The sequence below is a fragment of the Luteibacter sp. UNC138MFCol5.1 genome, from assembly GCF_900110505.1.
GTDB lineage: Bacteria > Pseudomonadota > Gammaproteobacteria > Xanthomonadales > Rhodanobacteraceae > Luteibacter.
This window is the reverse complement of record NZ_FODZ01000004.1, coordinates 231,221-249,313: the sequence shown is the minus strand read 5'-3', so window position 1 is coordinate 249,313 and position 18,093 is coordinate 231,221. Positions and strand designations below refer to the sequence as shown.

Below are 18,093 nucleotides of genomic sequence, written 5' to 3'. Positions count from 1 at the left end.
GGCATCGCCTGGCCAGCCAGGTGGGAGCGGACCCGGCCGCGACAGCTTCTCGCCGCGGTTCACAGGCCGGCGCGCCAGATTCGGGACCGGCGCGAAAGGCTGTCGCGCCCGGGCGCGCTCCCACGGGGGGGCGCTGCGGCAATCGGTGGCCGCGACGTTAAATCTACGTCATACTTGCGACCGGTTCTCATTTACATTCGCATTCAGGGCCCTTGCCGCCCTCGGGATCTTTCATGACGTTTCGCCTTAGCACCCTCGCCCTTTCCGTCCTCACGGCCCTTTCGGTCGCCTGCGTCGCTCATGCCGCCGAGGCGCCGGACGTCGCCGATCCGCAGAAGCGCGACAACATGACGACCCTGTCGGGCGTGCAGGTGGAGGCGAACGTGGCGCCGCCCACCGCCGCGTATGCCGGCGGCCAGGTGGCGCGTGGCGGTCGGTTCGGCGTACTGGGAAATCAGGACGCGATGAACGTCCCCTTCGCGATCACAAGCTACACGGACACGCTGATCCGCAACCAGCAGGCGCGCTCGCTCGGGGACGTGGTCAGCAACGATCCGGCGGTGCGCGTCGGCAACGGCTACGGCAACTTCTCGCAGGTGTTCACGATCCGCGGCTTCCAGATCTACAGCGACGACATCGCGTTCGACGGTTTGTACGGCCTGCTGCCCCGCCAGCTGCTCGCCCCGGAGCTCGTCAGCCGCGTCGAGGTCTTTAAAGGTGCCAGCGCGTTCCTCAACGGCATCACGCCGTCGGGTTCGGGCATCGGCGGCAACATCAACATCGCGCCGAAGCGTGCCGAGGACGCCCCGATCACCCGCATCGGCCTCGACTGGGGCAGCGACAGCCAGGTCGGCGGCAGCGTCGACGTCGGCCGCCGTTTCGGAGCCAACAAGGAATACGGCATCCGCGTGAACGCGGTGCATCGCGACGGCGGCACGGCCGTGGACGGCGAACAGCGCCGTGTCACCGCCGCCTCCGTCGCGTTCGACTACCGCGGCGAGAACCTGCGCATCACCACCGACGTCGGCTATCAGAAACAGGTGATCACCGGTGGTCGCGCCGTCGTGTATCCCGGAGCGATCACCCGCGTGCCGCGCGCTCCGTCGGCGAAGACCAACTACGCGCAGCCGTGGTCCAACTCGTCGCTCGAGGACACCTTCGGCGTGGTACGCGCCGAATACGACTTCGCGCCCTGGCTCACGGGATACGTGGCCGCCGGCGCGCACCACGGCAACGAGTTCGGCGACTACGTCAGCCCGACGCTCGCGAACGTCGCCGGCGCGGCGACCGAGTACCGGTTCACGGTGCCGTACATCGCGGACACGGCCACCGGCGAAGCCGGTTTCAACGCGCGTTTCGACACAGGCGAGGTCACGCACCGCGTGAACGTCGGTTTCTCGGCGCTGACCTTCCGCAAGAAGGCCGCGTACGCGGGGTCGGCGTTCGGTGCCATCGAGACGAACATCTACGCCCCGACGTACGTGCCGGCGCCGGGTTTCATCTACGACATCGGGCCCATCGCCGATCCCGGCGTGACCGGGCGCACGCAGCTGCGCAGCCTGGCCGTCTCCGACACGCTCGGCTTCATGGGCGACATGCTCGAAGTGACCCTCGGCGCCCGTCGCCAGAAGCTCCACGTGCTGGGTTACGACTACGGCAGCCCGGGAGCGAAGAACTCGGAGTACGAGCAGTACGCGACCACGCCGGTGATCGGCGTGAACTATCGCTTCGCCGAGCAGTGGTCGGTGTACGCCAACCACATCGAGGCCCTGACCCAGGGCGGCGAGGCGCCGCTGACGTTCAACAGCCTGCCCGTGACTAACGCCGGCCAGGTGTTCGCGCCGTACAAGTCGAAGCAGAACGAGGTCGGCGTGAAGTGGGATGCTGGCAGCTTCGGCAGCAGCCTCGCGCTCTTCCAGATCAAGCAGCCCAGCGCCTACGTGGACGCCACCACCAACACGTACGTCGTCGCCGGCGAACAGCGCAACCGCGGCGTCGAGTGGAGCTTCTTCGGCCAGCCCGTGGAGAGCGTCCGCCTGCTGGGTGGCGTGAACTACGTGCGTCCGGAACAGGTGAAGACGCAGGCGGGCCTCACGGACGGAAAGGACGCCATCGGCGTGCCGCGCTTCCAGGCCAATGCCGGCGTGGAGTGGGACGTGCCGCACACCCCGGACATCACGCTGAGCGCCCGCGCGGTCCGTACCGGCAAGCAGTACCTCGACAACGCGAACGACCTCAAGGTGCCGGCCTGGACGACGTACGACATCGGCGCGCGCACCACCGCGCACCTGGAAGGCGTACCGGTCACCTTCCGCCTCACCGTCCAGAACGTCACCAACAAGGGTTACTGGGCCTCGGCCAATGGCGGCTACCTGACCCAGGGCCAGCCGCGCACGTTCTACGTGTCGGCATCGTTCGATCTGTGAATGAGCGTCTCAGGGACGATGGAAGGCGCTATTCTCCGTTTCGTCTCGCAGGGGTGCGTCGATGGCTGAAACCGACAACGGCGGTGCATGGCGAAGGATCCCTCTCGGTGAAGGGCGCCCCGCGCTACCGGATGCGTTCGCGCTCGCCTTCGACACCGATGCCTTCGATCCGTCCGACTTCCTAAGGCATGGTGTCACGCCTCCCCCATCCATTACACGCAGCGTGCCGAAGCGTCAGGCCGAATACATCGCCGGCCGCCGCGTGGCGCTCGCTGCCTTGAAGGCCGCCGGCAGCGACGCCACCGATATCGCGATCGCGCCGGACCGGGCTCCGGCGTGGCCGCGGGGCTTTCTCGGCAGCTTGTCGCATACCGACGATCTCGCGGTGGCGGTCGCGGTCCGTGCCGGCGGCGATCTCTCCGGCATCGGCATCGACATCGAGCGGCAGATCGCGCCTGCCGTTCTGGAATCCGTGCGCGAGCTGGTCATTGACCGCGGGGAGCGCGATTCCCTGGCTCGCGCGGCCGCGAGCCTGGGCTGGCCAGTCGTCCTCACCCTCGCCTTCTCGGCCAAGGAGAGTTTCTACAAAGCGACCGCCGCGTCGGTGGGGCGCTTCTTCGATTTCGCGGCCCTACGTATCCTCGCGTTGTCGCCGGAGGCGCGGGTCATCGAGGCGGAAGTCGCCGCGCCGCTTTCGGCGCGCTTCGACGTGGGGCGACGCGTCACGCTGTCGTGGACGCCGCTGGACGAGCGTACCTGGCTCACGAGCTTCGCCTGGTAGGCGCTTCAGCGTCGCGATCTGGCAGCCGCGCCACTCAACCGCTCCTCATCGTGAGTGGACGGTCGTCGCGGACGTCGGCGTTCACGCGGTTGCGACCGGCTCGTTTGGCGCGGTAGAGCGCCTTATCCGCGTCGCGGCACAGAGCCTGGAGGTCGTAGCCCGAGCTGTCGGTGGCGGCGAGTCCCGCGCTGCAGGCATACGTGACGATGTGTCCGTCCTCGATCACGGGTGATGCCTCCATGCAGGCGCGCATCGCCTCGGCGGCGGCTATGCCGCCCTCCCGGCCGCGGTCCACGAACAGCACGGCGAATTCCTCGCCCCCCAGCCGGCCGAACAGGTCGTGCGGACCGAGTTGCCCACGGCAGAGCGCCGCGGCCCGCCGCAACACCGCGTCGCCGATCGCGTGTCCGTGCGTGTCGTTGATCTGCTTGAAGTGATCCAGGTCGATGAAGACGAGGCACGCGGGTGCCCGTCGTCGCTGCAGCGCCGGCAGGAGCCGTGCCGCTTCGCTCATGAAATGCTGGCGGTTGTAGACGCCCGTGAGGCCGTCGTGCTGCGAGAGCTTCCGGAAGCGCATCTGCGACCGCTTCAGGCGGAAGAGCCACAGCACCACCGAGCCGACCACGCACAACAGGAGCAGGATGAAGAGCCGGCTCTTCGCTACCGCGCTGGTCTCGAGTTCCTTCTGCAACAGAAGGATGTTGTTCGCCTTGACGAGGCGTTCGGTCTCGAGCTTCTGCAACACCGCGTGCTGCGTGCTCAGCTCGAACGCCAGGTTGCGCGCCGTGATGTCGTTGAGGTATCCCTTGTCCTGCGCCGCGTACGCTTCGAAGTAGCGCAGCGCGGCGGCGTTGTTGCCCCGCGCCTTCTCCACGCGGTAGAGGACGCCGTAGAGCTCCTTCAGCCATTCGCTGACGTCGCCGGGTCGCGTGTGGGCCAGACCGGCCAGGGCCGCGCGACGTGCGTCGCCCGATCGCCCCAGGGCCTCGAGGGCGCGAGCGCGCTGTTCCGCCGTGGCGACGAGGTGGGGGTTGTAACCGATCGTCCGCACGCTTTCGTCGATTCCGTCGAGATCCACGATCGCGTCGTCGGGACGACCTTCGTCGAGCAGGCGGTCCACCCGCACGAGGTGGACCATGTTCGCCGTGACGACGACATCGGCCGCGACGCAGGCGTCGATCGCCTCGCCGATGGCGGGGTTCGACGACGGCAGCGCGAGGCTGCGCTTGCTGAGCGCCGCGATGCGCAGGCCGAGAACCGCGCAATGGCGCTGCGGCGACGTTCCCGGCTCCAGCATGCCCGCGTAGCGCAGCGCGAGGTCCGTCTGTTCCGCCAGGACGAACATCTGCGACAGGTTGAACAGCAACGCCCAGCGGGCATCCGGATCTTTCACCGTCGGCAGCGTCGGCACGAGCCGGTTGGCCAGGGCGAAGGCGTCGCCGTACTGTCGGTTCGCGGCCAGGTTGCTCAGCAACAGCGCGTTCGATTTCGTCGCGAGCACGGGGTCGCCGGAATCGGCCGCCACTGTCCGAAGCTCGTCCTGTGCGTGCGCGTAATTCCCCGTGAAGGTGTCTTCCCACGCTTCCAGGTAGCGAAGATGCCAGCGCTCGGCGGGTGTCATCGATGCCTTCATGGCGCGTAGCCGGGCGAGACCTTCGACGAAGCGGGGATGGTCGGAGAAACGGAGCGGTTCGACGTGCGCGAACATGGCCGACACGCTATCGGCCGCCGCGGCGAAGCCGGCCGGCGACGGCATGCCACACAGGGCGAGCAGCGCGATGGCGAGCCAGCGCCTCACCGGCTCAATCCGTCCTTTTCCACATGAAGTCCCCTGCCTTCCCGGTCATGGCACGCGACCATGCTCCTGCATTCGTTAACGGCCGATGCATCCGTGGCTTTACGAAGAGGCGGCGGGATCGGCCGCGTCGATCGCGGCGAGCCTGGCGGCCACGCGCAGGTTCCTGCGCAGCGGTTGATAGGGCGGGAGGATGACCGTTTCCTCGGCGGTGAGCGGCAGCGCGGCCAGGTCGGCGAGCGGCGCGCGCCGGATTCGCGGCCGGTCGACCGGGAGCGTGGCCGCCCGGTAGACGATGACTTCGTGCTCGGGCGGGTAGTCTTCCAGCAGCACGTCGACGAGGACCTGCCGATAGGCCATGCCGGTCGCGAAGCGACCGAGCGAGCGGTCGCCGACCACGCCGACCTGCCAGAGCACGAGATAGCCGCCGGTGTCGATGCGCCGTTCGTAGAGGACGAGCTGGCTGGCCTCGATGTGCTGGCAGCCGAAGCGTCCCGGATCGATGCCGCAGTCCGCGTAGAGGCAATCCTCGGCCGAGATGCCGGGCTCCATGTGCGCCTCGAAGCCTTCGGCGCGCGCCGTTTCGACGACCTTGTGCGGCGACCAAGCGAAGATGCCGGGATGCCCGTAGAAGACGCCGCAGACCCGCCTGCCCGCCCTGACCTCGGTCATCATCACGTCGACCCACTCCCGATAGGTGCGCATGCGCGACTTCCCCTCGCGGTAGTACGGCTGGAGGCTGCGCACGTCGGGATGCATCTCCCGCAGCCAGGCCTCGACGATCGCGTCCGACAGCCCTGCGAACACGACATCGGCCTGCGCGATGTGGCTGCGCGCGAGCGGCGTCAGGTGCGAGCCGAGCGTCATGCCCATGCCCACGCATGCCAGGCGGCCGCGCCTCGGCGGATTCGTGATGTCCGATGCCCCCTCGTTCATGGGCCGATCTTAGGGCATCCCTGGTCCCGGGACGTGATGGACCACCCTGTCGGGGCCGATTTGTAACCGAACGTATCGGCGCCGGTGGAGGTTACAGAACGTTTCAATAGGGCGGAAGCACGTGCAATTTCCCGACAAAACCGGGGCCTAGAGTGGTCACCGAGGCGCCATCCGGCGCGCACGTCAACGATCCCGGAGAGAGACGATGGACACCTACGACAAGCGGCGGCGGCAATTCATGGGCAACAGCGCGATGGCGCTCGCGCTCGCTTCGTTCGGTTTCGGCCTCGGCGACCTGGCGCAGGCGGCACCTGCGCCGGCGAGCCGAAAAGGGGCACCGCCGCCGGCGACGGGCGGGCATACGTCGTTCGCGCGGATGAAGACCGTGAAGACCGATGTGCTCGAGATCGCCTACGCCGAGGACGGTCCTGCGAAGGGCCCGGTGGTGATCCTCTTCCATGGATGGCCTTATGACATCTACAGCTACGTCGACGTCGCACCGATCCTCGCCGCCCGGGGCTACCGCGTCGTCATTCCGTATCTGCGCGGCTACGGCGCGACGAAGTTCCTATCGCCCGACACGCCCCGCAACGCGCAGCAGGCGGCGCTCGGCGCCGACGCGCTGGCGTTGATGGATGCCCTGAAGATCGACAAGGCGATCGTCGCCGGCTACGACTGGGGCGCGCGCACGGCGGACATCGTGGCGGCGCTCTGGCCCGAACGCGTCAAGGCGCTCGTGTCGGTCAGCGGCTACCTCATCGGCAGCCAGGCCGGCAACGTCGCCCCGCTGCCGCCGAAGGCGGAGCTGCAATGGTGGTATCAGTACTACTTCGCGACCGCGCGCGGCGAGGCCGGTTATGCGAAGTACACCCACGACTTCGCCCGGCTGATCTGGGAACTCGCGTCGCCGCAGTGGCACTTCGACGACGCGACGTTCGATCGCTCGGCGGCGGCCTTCGACAATCCGGACCACGTGGCGATCAGCATCCACAACTATCGCTGGCGCCTCGGCCTCGCACAGGGCGAGGCGAAGTTCGACGCCCTCGAGGCGAAGCTGGCGACATCGCCGACGATCACGGTGCCGACGATCACCCTGGAAGGCGATGCGAATGGCGCGCCTCACCCGGATCCGTCACAGTACGCGAAACGTTTCTCGGGCAGGTACGAGCACCGCACGATCACCGGCGGCATCGGCCACAACCTCCCCCAGGAAGCGCCCGAGGCGTTCGCCAAGGCGGTGATCGACGTCGACGCGTTCTGATCAGCGCGGCTTCGGTCGGGGTAAGGAACCAGGGCGACGTGTTCACGCGTCAGGCCGCGTAGTTGGTACCATCGGGTCCTTTGCGCCGCTCCGTGGCGGCGCGAGGATCCTGTCGTGACGCACTATGCCGGCCCCCTGCTCACCCGCGATGTCGCCGAAGCCATGGCGGCCGCGCGCGACGCCGGCGGCGTCACGTGGACCGGCTCCCTCGATCTGGGCAGGTCGACCGGCGAAGCATCGCTCGGACCGGACACATGGCGCTGGCGAAACGTCGATTACCCGTGGCCCGGTAAGCTGAAGGACCGCTCGATCTACGCCTGGGACGGCGAGGGCTTCGATGTCGTGTCGCGCTTCTCCGGCTCGCTGATCAAGCTCGTCCCCACGACGTGGGGCGTGCCGACGTTCGAAATCGACGGCATCAAGATGCTGCCGACGTCGAAGGAATCCCCCCTGGACGACGCGCGCCGCAAGGTGGCGCTGGTGGAGCCGCGCGGCAAGCGCGTGCTCGACACCTGCGGAGGCCTCGGCTACTTCGCCGCGTGTTGCCTCGACGCCGGCGTCGCACAGATCCAGTCGTTCGAGAAGAACGCGGACGTGCTCTGGCTGCGCACGCTGAACCCTTGGTCGCCCGATCCAGATTCAGCGGAAGCCGGTGGCCGGCTGCGTCTCGAGCACGCCGACGTCGCGGAGGCGATCGCTGGCCTCGCCGCCGCGTCGTTCGATGCGCTGCTGCACGATCCGCCCCGCTTCGGCATCGCGGGCGAGCTTTACTCGCAGGCGTTCTACGGCGAACTGGCGCGGGTGCTGCGCAAGGGTGGTCGCCTGTTCCATTACACCGGCAGCCCGAACAAGCTCACCAGCGGACGCGACGTGCCCAGCGAGGTCGCGCGCCGACTGGAGAAGGCGGGGTTCCGCGCGGAGCTCGCGCTCGACGGCGTGTTCGCGACCCGTCGCTAGTCGCCTTCCTTCACACCTTTCGTCGACACCAGCCGCAGGAAGGCCTCCTGCTGGTAACGGCTCATGCGAAGTTTCTGCCCGGTATCCATCGTCACCACGTGGTGACCGTTGAACCACGGATGGATCGAGCGGACGCGGCGCACGTTGATGATCGCGGAGCGGTGCACGCGCGCGAACTGCTTCGGATCCAGTCGCCCGGCGAGCGAGGCCATGGTTTCGCGCAACTCGTGCACGCGGTCGGCGAGATGCAGCTCGACGACGTTGCGGTTCGCCTTGATCCAGACGATGTCGCCCACGTCCACGAACGTCACCTGCTCGTCCACCCGCACGGGCACGCGCTCGAGGTAATCGTCGCGACGTCGCAACGCTTCCAGCACCTGGGCGATGGCGGCGCCGCCCGCATCCGTCGCGACGCGCGTGCCGAGGCGCGCCTTCGCGCGACGCAGGGTTTCCGCGAAGCGCTCGCGGCCGAACGGCTTCACGAGGTAGTCCACCGCGTTCGCCTCGAACGCACGCACGGCGTACTGCTCGAACGCGGTCACGAATACGGTGGCCGGCATGCGCGAGGCGCCGATGGTACCGACGACGTCGATGCCGGTGATCGCCGGCATCTGGATGTCGAGGAAGACGAGATCCGGTGACTGGTCGCGGATCGCCTTCACGGCGGACAGGCCGTCGCCGCATTCGCCGAGAATCGCGATGTCGGGGTCCTGCTCCAGCAGGCGAATCACGGCCTTGCGCGCGATCGGTTCGTCGTCGACGACCAGGGTGGCGATCTTCATGCGCCGACGAACTCCGGATCGTCGTCGACCTCGGCGGCCTCGCGGCACGGGAGTCGTAACCGGCATACGACGCCTTCCGGCCAGAGCATGTCGAGCCGGACCTCGGCCGCGTCGCCGTAGAGCTCCCGCAGTCGCAGCGCGGTATTGCTCAGGCCGATGCCGTGGCCGGACGGTGCCTTCCGGCGGCCAAGGACACTGTTCCGGTTGCGCACCTCGATGAGCACGCTGTCGCCGTCACGGCGACTTTCGATCTCGATGTGGTCGGCGCCGACCCGTTCGCCGATGCCGTGGCGGATGGCATTCTCGACGATCGGCTGGAGGATCAGGCTGGGAACGGCGCACTCGATCGTGTCGGGATCGAGGTAGATGCGCGTCGTCAGGCGATCCTTGAAGCGCACGCGCTGGATGCCGAGGTACAGATCCAGCAACACGAGCTCCCTGCGCAGCGAGATTTCCTGGCCGTCGTAGTCCTCGAGGAACGCGCGCAGGAGTTCGCTCAGCCGCAGAAGCATGTCCTCCGCGGTCAGGGCGTCCTCTTTCAGCAGTGTGGCGATCGCGTGCAGAGTGTTGAACAGGAAGTGCGGTTGCAGCTGCGATTTCAGCGCGCGGAGGCGTGACTGGGCGAGCTCGGTGGCGAGACGCCCCGCCTCGATCTCGCGCTGGACCTTCTCCGCATGCAGCGCCATCGCCTGGCGGATGGCGAACAGCGCCCAGTACGTCAGCAAGCCGGTCGCGAAATGCTGGATGAACTGCCGGAGCTGTTCGCCGAAGCCGCTCGGTTCGAAGAGCGTCGACACCAGGGCGCCAATCACCATGGACAGCAGCGTGACGCCCACGCTCAACGGCAACTGCATGCCGAGGCCCCGAAGCCGGATGTCATCGCGGATCGGGTACTTCTCCGCCAAATGGAACACCAGCGGCGCGAGGGCGGCCCATGTGTACCACTTGATGAGCGACCAGCGCAGATAAACCGCGATGTCGAACTGCGGACCGCCGAGCTGCGCGTGAAGGTACGTCTGGAAGGCGAACACCACCGCGATCGCCGTCCACAGGCCCATGTACCGTCCGAGACCGATCTCCGCCGTGCCGAGCCGAACTTTCATCCACCGTGCCTTCGGGTGAGCCATGGGTCGCATGCTTGGACGGCTGCGTTCTGCCGTCAAGCAAAACCTCGGCATGCTACGAATCGTCCCGCTCGCCCGACGATTCGTCCCGGATCGCTTCCCGCGCGCTGGGCGCGGCGCTTCGATGGTGTCGCCATCCCAAGGAGCGACATCCATGCACGCCACCCGTCTCGTCCTCATCGCCCTCGCCGCCGCCCTGCCCCTCGTCAGCCACGCGGCCGACCGGACGGCTCTGCCGTCCAAGCTGTTCACCGTGGTCAACGCGTCGTTCGCCAGCATCGCCTCGCTCGAGGTGGCGGATGCCGGATCGGGAGCCTGGGTCGACGTTCCCCTGGGCGAACCGCTGCGAGGCGGCCTGGCGACGGCCACGCTGCGTCTGCCGGAGGGCGGTTGCCTCCGTCGCTTTCGTGTCACGTTCCGCGACGGCCGCTCCTCGACCGTCGAACGCGTCGACACCTGCCGGTTCCATCGGCTGCGCCTGGATGCCTTGTAAGAGCGTGGGTCGTGCAAGCGTTTCGCGGCGCGACGTAGTTAGATGCAGGACTCCCATCAGCCTCACGAACCACCGCCGCCATGATCCGGACCCTGCTCATCGCTTCCCTCGTGCTGGCTTTCGGCGCATCGAACCTCAGCGCCCAGAGCGCACCCGCGCCGGCCGTCCGCGGCGCCCTGCCCGTCGAGGGCCGTCTTCCGTCGCTCGATGGCGCCACGGCGTGGATCGGCAGCGCCGCGCTGACACCGGCCTCGCTCCGCGGCAAGGTCGTGCTGGTGGATTTCTGGACGTATTCCTGCATCAACTCGCTGCGCCAGGTGCCGTTCCTCCGCGCGTGGGCGAAGCATTACGGCGAGCACGGCCTCGTCGTCCTCGGCGTGCATTCACCGGAGTTCGCGTTCGAGAGGAACATCGACAACGTGCGCCAGGCGGTCAGGGACATCGCGCCGGGCTACCCGGTCGCGGTCGACAGCGACCACCGCGTTTGGAGCGCCTTCGACAACGAATACTGGCCGGCGCTCTACGTCGTCGACGCCGAGGGACGCATCCGCCACCACGTGTTCGGCGAGGGCGAGTACGCACAGACCGAGGCGATCATCCGCCAGCTGCTGACGGAGGCCGGACAGACCGGCCTTCCTCCGCCACTGACGAGCGTACCCACGGCGGGCGTGGAGGTTCAGGCCGACTGGCAGGATCTGCGGACGCCGGAAACGTACGTCGGCTACGCGCGCGCGGAGCGTTTCGAATCCACGGAGGACGTCGCGCGCGACCGCCGCCGCGCCTATGCGGCGCCCGGAAAGCTCGACGACGATCACTGGGCGTTCGCGGGCGACTGGACCGTCGGCAAGGAATCGGCGCGTGCGGAGGCGGCGTCCTCGCGCATCGTCTTCGCCTTCCACGCGCGCGACGTCCACCTCGTGATGGGGCCCTCGACGCCGGGAACGCCGGTGCGCTTCCGCGTCCTCATCGACGGCAAGCCACCGGGCGCCAACCACGGCGTGGATGTCGACGCCGAGGGCCGGGGCACCGTCACGACGCCGCGCATGTACCAGCTGGTACGCCAGCAGGGCGAGATCGGCGACCGGACCGTCGAGATCGTCTTCGACGGCCTGGGCGTGCAGGCCTACGCCTTCACGTTCGGCTAGGCACGGGCCGCCTGCCGTAGCGGTATGTCGCGCAGTCCCCACGCGATCGCGAAGCCGATCGCCATGACGACGGCGGCGACGTGATAGACCGTGTGCAGGGACGCGCCGAACGCATGCAGGTAGCGTTCGTGTACCGCGGCCGGCATGGCGCGCACGGCTTCGGGCGAAAAGGCGCGCGGCGAGGTCGCGGCATCGCGGAAAAGATCCTGCATGCGCGACCGCAAGCCGTTGGTGAAGATCGCACCGAAGGCGGAGACGCCGATGGAACCGCCGATCGAGCGGAACAGCGTCACGCCCGAGGTGGCGACGCCCATGTGCCGCGCTTCGACGCTGTTCTGCGTGGCAAGGATCAGCACCTGCAGCACCATGCCGAGACCGAGCCCCAGAAAACCCGCATACAGGTAGATCAACGCGATCGGATCCCCGTCGCCGACGGTCCCCAGCAGGAGCAGCGCCGCCGTGGCGATGGCGCAGCCGGCGATCGGGAACACGCGATAACGGCCGATGCGGCTGATCAGGCGCCCCGAGACGATGGAGCTGGTCAGCACGCCACCCATCAGCGGCAGCAGCTGCAGGCCGGCACCCGTGGGCGAGACGCCCTTGACCACCTGCAGGTACAACGGCAGGAACGTCGTGGCGCCGAACAGCGCGGCACCGACGAAGAGGCCGACCAGACAGCTGAGAAGGAACGTGCGGTGACGGAAGAGATGCAACGGGATGATCGGTTCCGCCGCCACGCTTTCCTCGTAGACGAATCCCACCATGCCGATGAGCGCGACGGCGAGATAGCACCAGAGCTCGGCCGAATCCCATGGCAGCGTCGAGCCGCCTTCCGTGGTGAACAGGATCAGGCAGCTCAGCGCGAGCGTCAGCCAGCCCGCGCCCCAGTAGTCGATGGTGTGTTTCACATGGCGGGCGTGCGGATGGAACACCGCGGCGATGACCGCGATGCACAACGCGCCGAGCGGCAGGTTCACGTAGAAGATCCAGCGCCACGAGAGGTGGTCGACCATGAAGCCACCCAGCAGCGGACCGATCACGGTCGCCAGCCCGTACACGCCGCCGAACAGGCCCTGGTATTTTCCGCGCTCCGCCGGCGGGATGACGTCGCCGACCGCCGCCATGGTGATGACGAGCAGGCCCCCGCCGCCGAGACCCTGCAGGGCGCGCGTAACGATCAGCTGCGTCATGTCCTGCGCGAGTCCGCACAACACGGATCCGGCGAGGAAGATGACGATGGCGACCTGCATCACGATCTTGCGACCGAACAGGTCGCCGAACTTGCCATACAGCGGCACGACCACGGTGGAGCTGAGCAGGTAGGACGTGACCACCCACGAGAGGCGGTCAAAGCCGCCGAGGTCGCCCACGATCGTCGGCAGCGCCGTCGAGACGATCGTCTGATCCAGCGCGGCCAGAAGCATCACCATCATCAGCGCGGTGAACAGCAGCCGCAGCGACGGTGGCGGTGGCCGCTCGTCGGACATCGCGGTGTTGACATGGGGCCGTGGGGCGGCGGGTTTGCGCGCGAGATCGGTGGTCACGCCGATGGGCCTGTAATTAATTAATGGCTGAGTTAATATATGGACCATTGGCTTCGGCGTCAATCGCCGCACAATGCCGCCGCCGACCGCGTTGATCGAAGGAACCCCGCATGACGACGACCAGAGCCCGACGAGGACGCCCCCCGGGTCGCCCGCCCAGCCAGCCCGATGGGCCGGACCAGCGCGAACGCCTGATCGGGATCGCGCTGGAACTCTATGCGCGCAACGGCTACGCGGAGACCACCCTCGCCGCGATCGCCCGGGCGGCCGGCATGACACCCGCGGCGGTGCACTATTACTTCCGGACCCGGGAGCAGCTTTTCGCCACCATCTTCGACGAGCGCATAACGCCCATGCGCGCGCGAGTCGATGCGATCTTCTCGGAGCATGCCGATGATCCGGTCGCGGCCTTCACGCGACTGGCCGAACGGTTCGTGCAGGTCGCGGTCGAGGAACCCTGGATGGGTCCGGTGCTCATCAGCGAACTGCTCCGGGAGGACGACCTCTTCAAGCAGCACCTGCGCGCGCGCACCGATCCACAGCGCCTGTCCGCCCTGCTGTCGGCCATCCGGCGCTGGCAGGACGAAGGCCGGATCAATCCGGACCTCGATCCCGCCCTGCTGATGACCACGATCTCCGCCCTCACGTTCCTGCCGATGGCCGGCCTGCGCAAATGGGCCGACGATCCACTGCGCAGGCATATCGACGCGCAGGCCATCGCGCGGCACGCGGTGGCGTTGCTGGAGCACGGCCTGGCGCCGCCCGCCCCGCGTGTGCCCGTGGCGGCGTCGAAGGCTTAGAATGCCTGTTTTGCCGGAGCGTCCGCCTTGGCCTTCCCCTATTCCCTCGTCATCTTCGATCTCGACGGCACGCTCGTCGACAGCGTCAGGGACATCGCCGAATCGGTGAACCGCACCCTTCGCGACTGGAAACTGCCGACCTTCGACGACGCGCAGATCGAGCAATGGATCGGCGAAGGCTCGCGCAAGCTCATCACCTATGCGTTCCGCCACGCCGGCAGCGACGTGGACATCGACGCGGTGATGCCGGGCTTCCTCGTGCACTACGGCGAGACGGCGCTCGACGCCGTGGCGTACGACGGCGTGGTCGACACGCTCGCGACGCTGCACGCGCAAGGCGTGAAGCTCGCGGTCTGCACGAACAAGAACGAGGAATTCGTCCGGCCCCTGCTCGAAGCGCGCGGCATGCTGCCGTACATCGACGGCATCGTGGGCGGCAACACGTTGCCCGAGCGCAAGCCCAGCGGCGTGCCGCTGCGTCATCTCGCCGATGAGGCGGGCGTGGCGATCGCCGATACCCTGATGGTCGGCGACTCGGAAAGCGACATGCTCGCCGCGCGCGATGCCGGCATCGACCTCGTGTTCGTGAGCTACGGCTATCACAAGGGACTCGACATCCATCGCGCCGGCGCGGTCGCGGTGATCGATCGGTTCGCCGACCTGACCGGCGTCACGCGAGAAGGTTGAGGCTCGCCGTTCGCGCGCGAGCGCGCTCCCACCCGACGGCAGGCGGGCTCGGGGCGCGGATGCCTTCTTCATTCCGCGATGGCCGCGGCGATCAGGGCGATGTCGTCGCGGATGCCGTACTCGGGCGGCGCGGAGTAGCCGAAGCGGACGATCACGAGCCGTTGCGAGGGCACGATGTAGATCCGTTGGCCCATCGTGCCGCTGGCGAAGAAGCCGTCCTTCGGAAATCCCGCCGACACGCGCAGGGCCGCCAGTTCGCTCGGTCCGTCGTTCGTCCAGAAGCCGGCGCCGTACGGCGCGCCCAGCGTCGAGGTGCGCGACCACGCGACCCAGCCTTCCGGCAGGATCCGCCCGCCGTCCGGCGCGACGCCGTCGTCGAGGTAGAGCATGCCGAACCGCGCGTAGTCGCGCGCGCTGGCGTACACATATGTCGAGCCCACGAACGTGCCCTGCCCGTCGAACTCCATGGTCACGTCGCCCATGCCGAGCCGGTCGAACAGTTCGCGTCGCGCGAAGGCCCGCATCCCCGCGGCGCCTCCGCCGACCTTGCCGCCGATCATACGGTCGAGCAGCAGGGTATCCGCCGAGGTGTATTCGAACGTCCTCCCCGGCCGTTCCTTCGACGGCATGCGGGCCGCGAATCCCGCCATGTCGGCGTTGAGGAATTCCATCCGGGCGACGGGGCTGAACGCGGATTCCGCCTCTTCGGCCGCCAGCCCGCTGCGCATGCGAAGCAGATCCTCGGCCGTGATCGTCGCTCGCGGGTCGCCGGGACCGCGCCACTCGGGCGCGTCGAGCGGACGTGTCATGTCGACCGCCCCGTCGCGCGCGAGGATGCCGAGGAACGCGTTGGTGAATGACTTCGCGACGGAGAAGCTCAGTAGCGGCGTATGTTCGTCCACGCCCTGCGCGTAGCGTTCCGCGACGATGCGTCCGTCCTTCACGATCACGACGGCCTTGACGCGTTTCACCGGTTTGTCCGGATGCTCGTCGAACACGGCGTCCAGCGCGGCGGCCAGCGCCGGCCGCGACGCGGGGACGATGCCTGCCTGGGACAGGGCGTCGTTCGCCGCGCGGTGGCTCGTCGGATCGGCGGTCAGCGCCGTGTTCCCCGGTAGATCGAGCCGGCACCCGAAACCCGGCGTGAAGCTCGCGCGGGCGAGGACGGTCAACGGACCGGAGACCTCGACGGCACGCGTCGCGCGCGACACGTGCGGTGTCAGCAGCGCGGCGGCCACCGGGCCGATCATGGGCTCGACCAGTTCGTCGACCGTCCGCCGCGGCTCCTGCCCGGCGACGAAGGTCATCGAGCAGACGTGGTGCGCGGCGACGCCGGCGGCGACCCGCAGGGCGTCATGCGCGGGAGGGATGGCGACGCCGATGGCGAGGGCGAGCGCTCCGGCCACACAGGTAACGATGAGGGTGCGTTTGCGAGGCATGAGGCAACTCCGCCGTGGGTAGGGACGGAGCATGCGACGCGCGCCGGGGGTTCCGAGGTGCGGCTGGGACGAAGGCCGCAACGGCCGGGACGAACGCCCCGGCCAGGCTCATCTATGTGGGAAGTCTAGACGCCGAGACCTTCCGGCACGTTCGCCAGGTACCGCTTCGTCCAGGTCACCCGGGCACCATCGACCAGGAGGAGCCTGCGCTCCCCGTCTGGCCAGGGCTGGATCTGCCGGATGGCGTCCAGGCGCACGATCGTCGAGCGGTTCACGCGGACGAACTGCGCGGGATGGAGGCGACCGAGCATCGCGTCGAGCGTGCCGCGCAGGCGATAGCTCTGGCCGTCCACATGCACGTCGAGGTAGTTGCGGTCCGCCTCGATGCGATCGATCCGCTCGACGCGCACCAGCTCCGCACCCTCGCCGGCGGGTAGCAGCACGCGTTCGAGGTAATGGGCGGGCGGCGGCGCACCGTCGATCAGCCCGTCGACCCGCCCGGCGATACCCAGCGCTGGCGACACGGTCGCGCGCAGCCGCTGCACGGCCCGCGCGAACCGTTCCGGTCCGACCGGTTTGAGCAGGTAGTCGAAAGCGTGCACTTCGAACGCGCGCACCGCCTGGTCGTCCTGCGCCGTGACGAACACGATCTCGGCGGGCAGCGGATCGCCCAGCGCCTGCAGGAGTCCGAAGCCGTCCATGCCCGGCATGCTGATGTCGAGGAACACGACATCGGGACGTTCCTTGTGGATCAGCGCGACGGCCGACGGGCCATCGACCGCCTCGCCCACCCACCGCACGCCGTCGCATTCGGCGAGGTAGCGACGCAGCTTCGCCCGCGCGGGCGCCTCGTCGTCGACGACCACCGCGCGCAGCGTCATGCCGCCTCCCAACGACGCGCGGGCAGCCAGACCGTGACCACGCTCCCGCCCTCGGCGACGGGCTCCAGCTGCACGCCGGCGTCGTCGCCGTAGAGATGACGCAGCCGCGCTCCGACGTTGCCCAGCCCGATGCCGTGTCCGCCGCGTGGGTTCCTGTCGCCGCCGGAATCGCGCACACGCACGGTGAGCCGTCCCGACTGACGCGACGCGTCGATCCGCACGCGTCGTTCGTCGCCGCTGCCGCCGTGCTCGATGGCGTTTTCCACCAGAGGCTGCAGCAGGAGGAAAGGAATGCGGAGTTCGTCGAGCGACGGATCGTTGTCGAGCGACACGTCGAGGCCTTCGCCGAAGCGCACGCGCTGGATGTCCGTGTACAGCGACACCAGCCGCCACTCGTCGGAAAGACTGTGCTCCTGCCCGCTCGCGGACAGCGTGGCGCGGAGCAGCGCGCCGATCCGCGAGAGCATTTCGTCGGCGACGCGCGGGCGCTCGTACATCAGCTCGGAAACGGCGTTGAGCGTGTTGAAGAGGAAGTGCGGGTTCAGCTGCAGCCGCAGCGCCTCGAGGCGCGCCTCCGACAATGCCGACTCCAGCTGCGCGGCGCGAAGCTCGCGCGCCCTGCCCTCGCGGTAGCGCTCGAAGAGCCAGAAGCCGGTGACGATGACGACGTAGAAGAACAGCTGCGTCGGCACTTCCATCAGGTAGCGCCAGACACCGAAGCCGTACGCGTATTCCGGGAGCCGCGCAGCAGCGAACACCAGCTGCCGCAGGAGGATCATCGCGCTGGTCTGCAGGATCGACAGACCGGCGAAGATCGCCAGGTGCGTGAGCCACGTCCAGCGCACCCGGCGCAGGATCAGGAAAAGGACGGGAAGGAAGGCGCCGAAGCTGAGCGAGCCCGTGAGCTCCTCGAGCAACTTCGGCAGGTATGGCGATACGTGGTGGTTGGCCACGTCCACGAGGTAACGGTTGGTCGCGCGGAGCACGGCGATGGCGACCAGCAACGCCAGCCAGAGCATGAGCCCCCGGCGATGCCAGAAAG

At 68.2% G+C, this 18,093-nt stretch carries 16 protein-coding genes; 8 read left to right on the top strand and 8 right to left on the bottom strand.

The genetic code is table 11. From position 1 onward, the window contains the following. The first annotated feature begins 233 nt into the window (after nucleotides 1-233). Both BMY69_RS13320 and BMY69_RS13315 read left to right on the top strand, forming a co-directional pair. A complete protein-coding gene (locus BMY69_RS13320) occupies nucleotides 234-2,426 on the top strand; it encodes a TonB-dependent receptor (RefSeq protein ID WP_090179007.1) in 2,193 nt (730 codons plus the stop codon). Nucleotides 2,427-2,487: 61 nt separating this feature from the next. Continuing rightward, on the top strand, nucleotides 2,488-3,207 hold the full coding sequence (locus BMY69_RS13315) for a 4'-phosphopantetheinyl transferase family protein (protein ID WP_090179004.1): 720 nt from the start codon (nucleotides 2,488-2,490) through the stop codon (nucleotides 3,205-3,207). A 34-nt stretch (nucleotides 3,208-3,241) separates the two neighbouring features. On the opposite strand, the gene BMY69_RS13310 is transcribed toward BMY69_RS13315, so the two are convergent. Together BMY69_RS13310 and BMY69_RS13305 are read right to left on the bottom strand one after the other, a co-directional pair. After that, nucleotides 3,242-5,005 (bottom strand): GGDEF domain-containing protein, encoded by a 1,764-nt coding sequence (locus BMY69_RS13310; RefSeq protein WP_255364550.1) that lies wholly within the window; start codon nucleotides 5,003-5,005, stop codon nucleotides 3,242-3,244. Between the two features lie 99 nt (nucleotides 5,006-5,104). After that, nucleotides 5,105-5,938 carry an SAM-dependent methyltransferase gene (locus BMY69_RS13305; RefSeq protein ID WP_177191172.1) on the bottom strand — a complete coding sequence of 278 codons (834 nt, stop codon included), beginning with the start codon at nucleotides 5,936-5,938 and terminating at the stop codon, nucleotides 5,105-5,107. 205 nt (nucleotides 5,939-6,143) lie between these two features. Here BMY69_RS13305 and BMY69_RS13300 point away from each other — a divergent pair, with 205 nt between their 5' ends. Continuing rightward, a complete protein-coding gene (locus BMY69_RS13300) occupies nucleotides 6,144-7,199 on the top strand; it encodes an alpha/beta fold hydrolase (RefSeq protein ID WP_090179002.1) in 1,056 nt (351 codons plus the stop codon). A gap of 114 nt (nucleotides 7,200-7,313) precedes the next feature. Beyond that, nucleotides 7,314-8,156, top strand: a complete 843-nt coding sequence (locus BMY69_RS13295) for a class I SAM-dependent methyltransferase (protein WP_090178999.1) — start codon at nucleotides 7,314-7,316, stop codon at nucleotides 8,154-8,156. Here the strand turns inward: BMY69_RS13295 and BMY69_RS13290 are convergent. Together BMY69_RS13290 and BMY69_RS13285 are read right to left on the bottom strand one after the other, a co-directional pair. Continuing rightward, nucleotides 8,153-8,938, bottom strand: a complete 786-nt coding sequence (locus BMY69_RS13290; protein WP_090178997.1) for a LytR/AlgR family response regulator transcription factor — start codon at nucleotides 8,936-8,938, stop codon at nucleotides 8,153-8,155. The genes BMY69_RS13295 and BMY69_RS13290 overlap by 4 nt on opposite strands. Continuing rightward, nucleotides 8,935-10,041 (bottom strand): sensor histidine kinase, encoded by a 1,107-nt coding sequence (locus tag BMY69_RS13285; RefSeq protein WP_090178994.1) that lies wholly within the window; start codon nucleotides 10,039-10,041, stop codon nucleotides 8,935-8,937. Before BMY69_RS13285 ends, BMY69_RS13290 begins: the two co-directional genes overlap by 4 nt. A gap of 175 nt (nucleotides 10,042-10,216) precedes the next feature. Between BMY69_RS13285 and BMY69_RS13280 the strand changes: the two genes are divergently transcribed. Both BMY69_RS13280 and BMY69_RS13275 read left to right on the top strand, forming a co-directional pair. Then, the gene (locus BMY69_RS13280; RefSeq protein ID WP_090178991.1) at nucleotides 10,217-10,555 is read left to right on the top strand and encodes a hypothetical protein; all 339 of its coding nucleotides are present in this window, start codon (nucleotides 10,217-10,219) and stop codon (nucleotides 10,553-10,555) included. Nucleotides 10,556-10,635: 80 nt separating this feature from the next. Continuing rightward, entirely contained in the window at nucleotides 10,636-11,700 is a 1,065-nt protein-coding gene (locus BMY69_RS13275; protein ID WP_090178989.1) for a redoxin domain-containing protein, read from the top strand. Here the strand turns inward: BMY69_RS13275 and BMY69_RS13270 are convergent. After that, nucleotides 11,697-13,244: an MDR family MFS transporter gene (locus tag BMY69_RS13270; protein WP_218143174.1), complete on the bottom strand. Its 1,548-nt coding sequence runs from the start codon at nucleotides 13,242-13,244 to the stop codon at nucleotides 11,697-11,699. The genes BMY69_RS13275 and BMY69_RS13270 overlap by 4 nt on opposite strands. A 110-nt stretch (nucleotides 13,245-13,354) precedes the next feature. Between BMY69_RS13270 and BMY69_RS13265 the strand changes: the two genes are divergently transcribed. Both BMY69_RS13265 and BMY69_RS13260 read left to right on the top strand, forming a co-directional pair. After that, entirely contained in the window at nucleotides 13,355-14,044 is a 690-nt protein-coding gene (locus tag BMY69_RS13265; RefSeq protein WP_090178986.1) for a TetR/AcrR family transcriptional regulator, read from the top strand. Nucleotides 14,045-14,071: 27 nt separating this feature from the next. Further along, the gene (locus BMY69_RS13260; RefSeq protein ID WP_090178983.1) at nucleotides 14,072-14,731 is read left to right on the top strand and encodes an HAD-IA family hydrolase; all 660 of its coding nucleotides are present in this window, start codon (nucleotides 14,072-14,074) and stop codon (nucleotides 14,729-14,731) included. Nucleotides 14,732-14,799: 68 nt separating this feature from the next. Here the strand turns inward: BMY69_RS13260 and BMY69_RS13255 are convergent, their stop codons facing one another. From BMY69_RS13255 to BMY69_RS13245, 3 genes are all read right to left on the bottom strand, one after another. After that, nucleotides 14,800-16,170 carry a serine hydrolase domain-containing protein gene (locus BMY69_RS13255; RefSeq protein ID WP_177191171.1) on the bottom strand — a complete coding sequence of 457 codons (1,371 nt, stop codon included), beginning with the start codon at nucleotides 16,168-16,170 and terminating at the stop codon, nucleotides 14,800-14,802. A 125-nt stretch (nucleotides 16,171-16,295) separates the two neighbouring features. Then, nucleotides 16,296-17,051: a LytR/AlgR family response regulator transcription factor gene (locus BMY69_RS13250; protein ID WP_090178978.1), complete on the bottom strand. Its 756-nt coding sequence runs from the start codon at nucleotides 17,049-17,051 to the stop codon at nucleotides 16,296-16,298. After that, entirely contained in the window at nucleotides 17,048-18,070 is a 1,023-nt protein-coding gene (locus BMY69_RS13245; protein ID WP_177191170.1) for a sensor histidine kinase, read from the bottom strand. Before BMY69_RS13245 ends, BMY69_RS13250 begins: the two co-directional genes overlap by 4 nt. Nucleotides 18,071-18,093 lie beyond the last annotated feature (23 nt).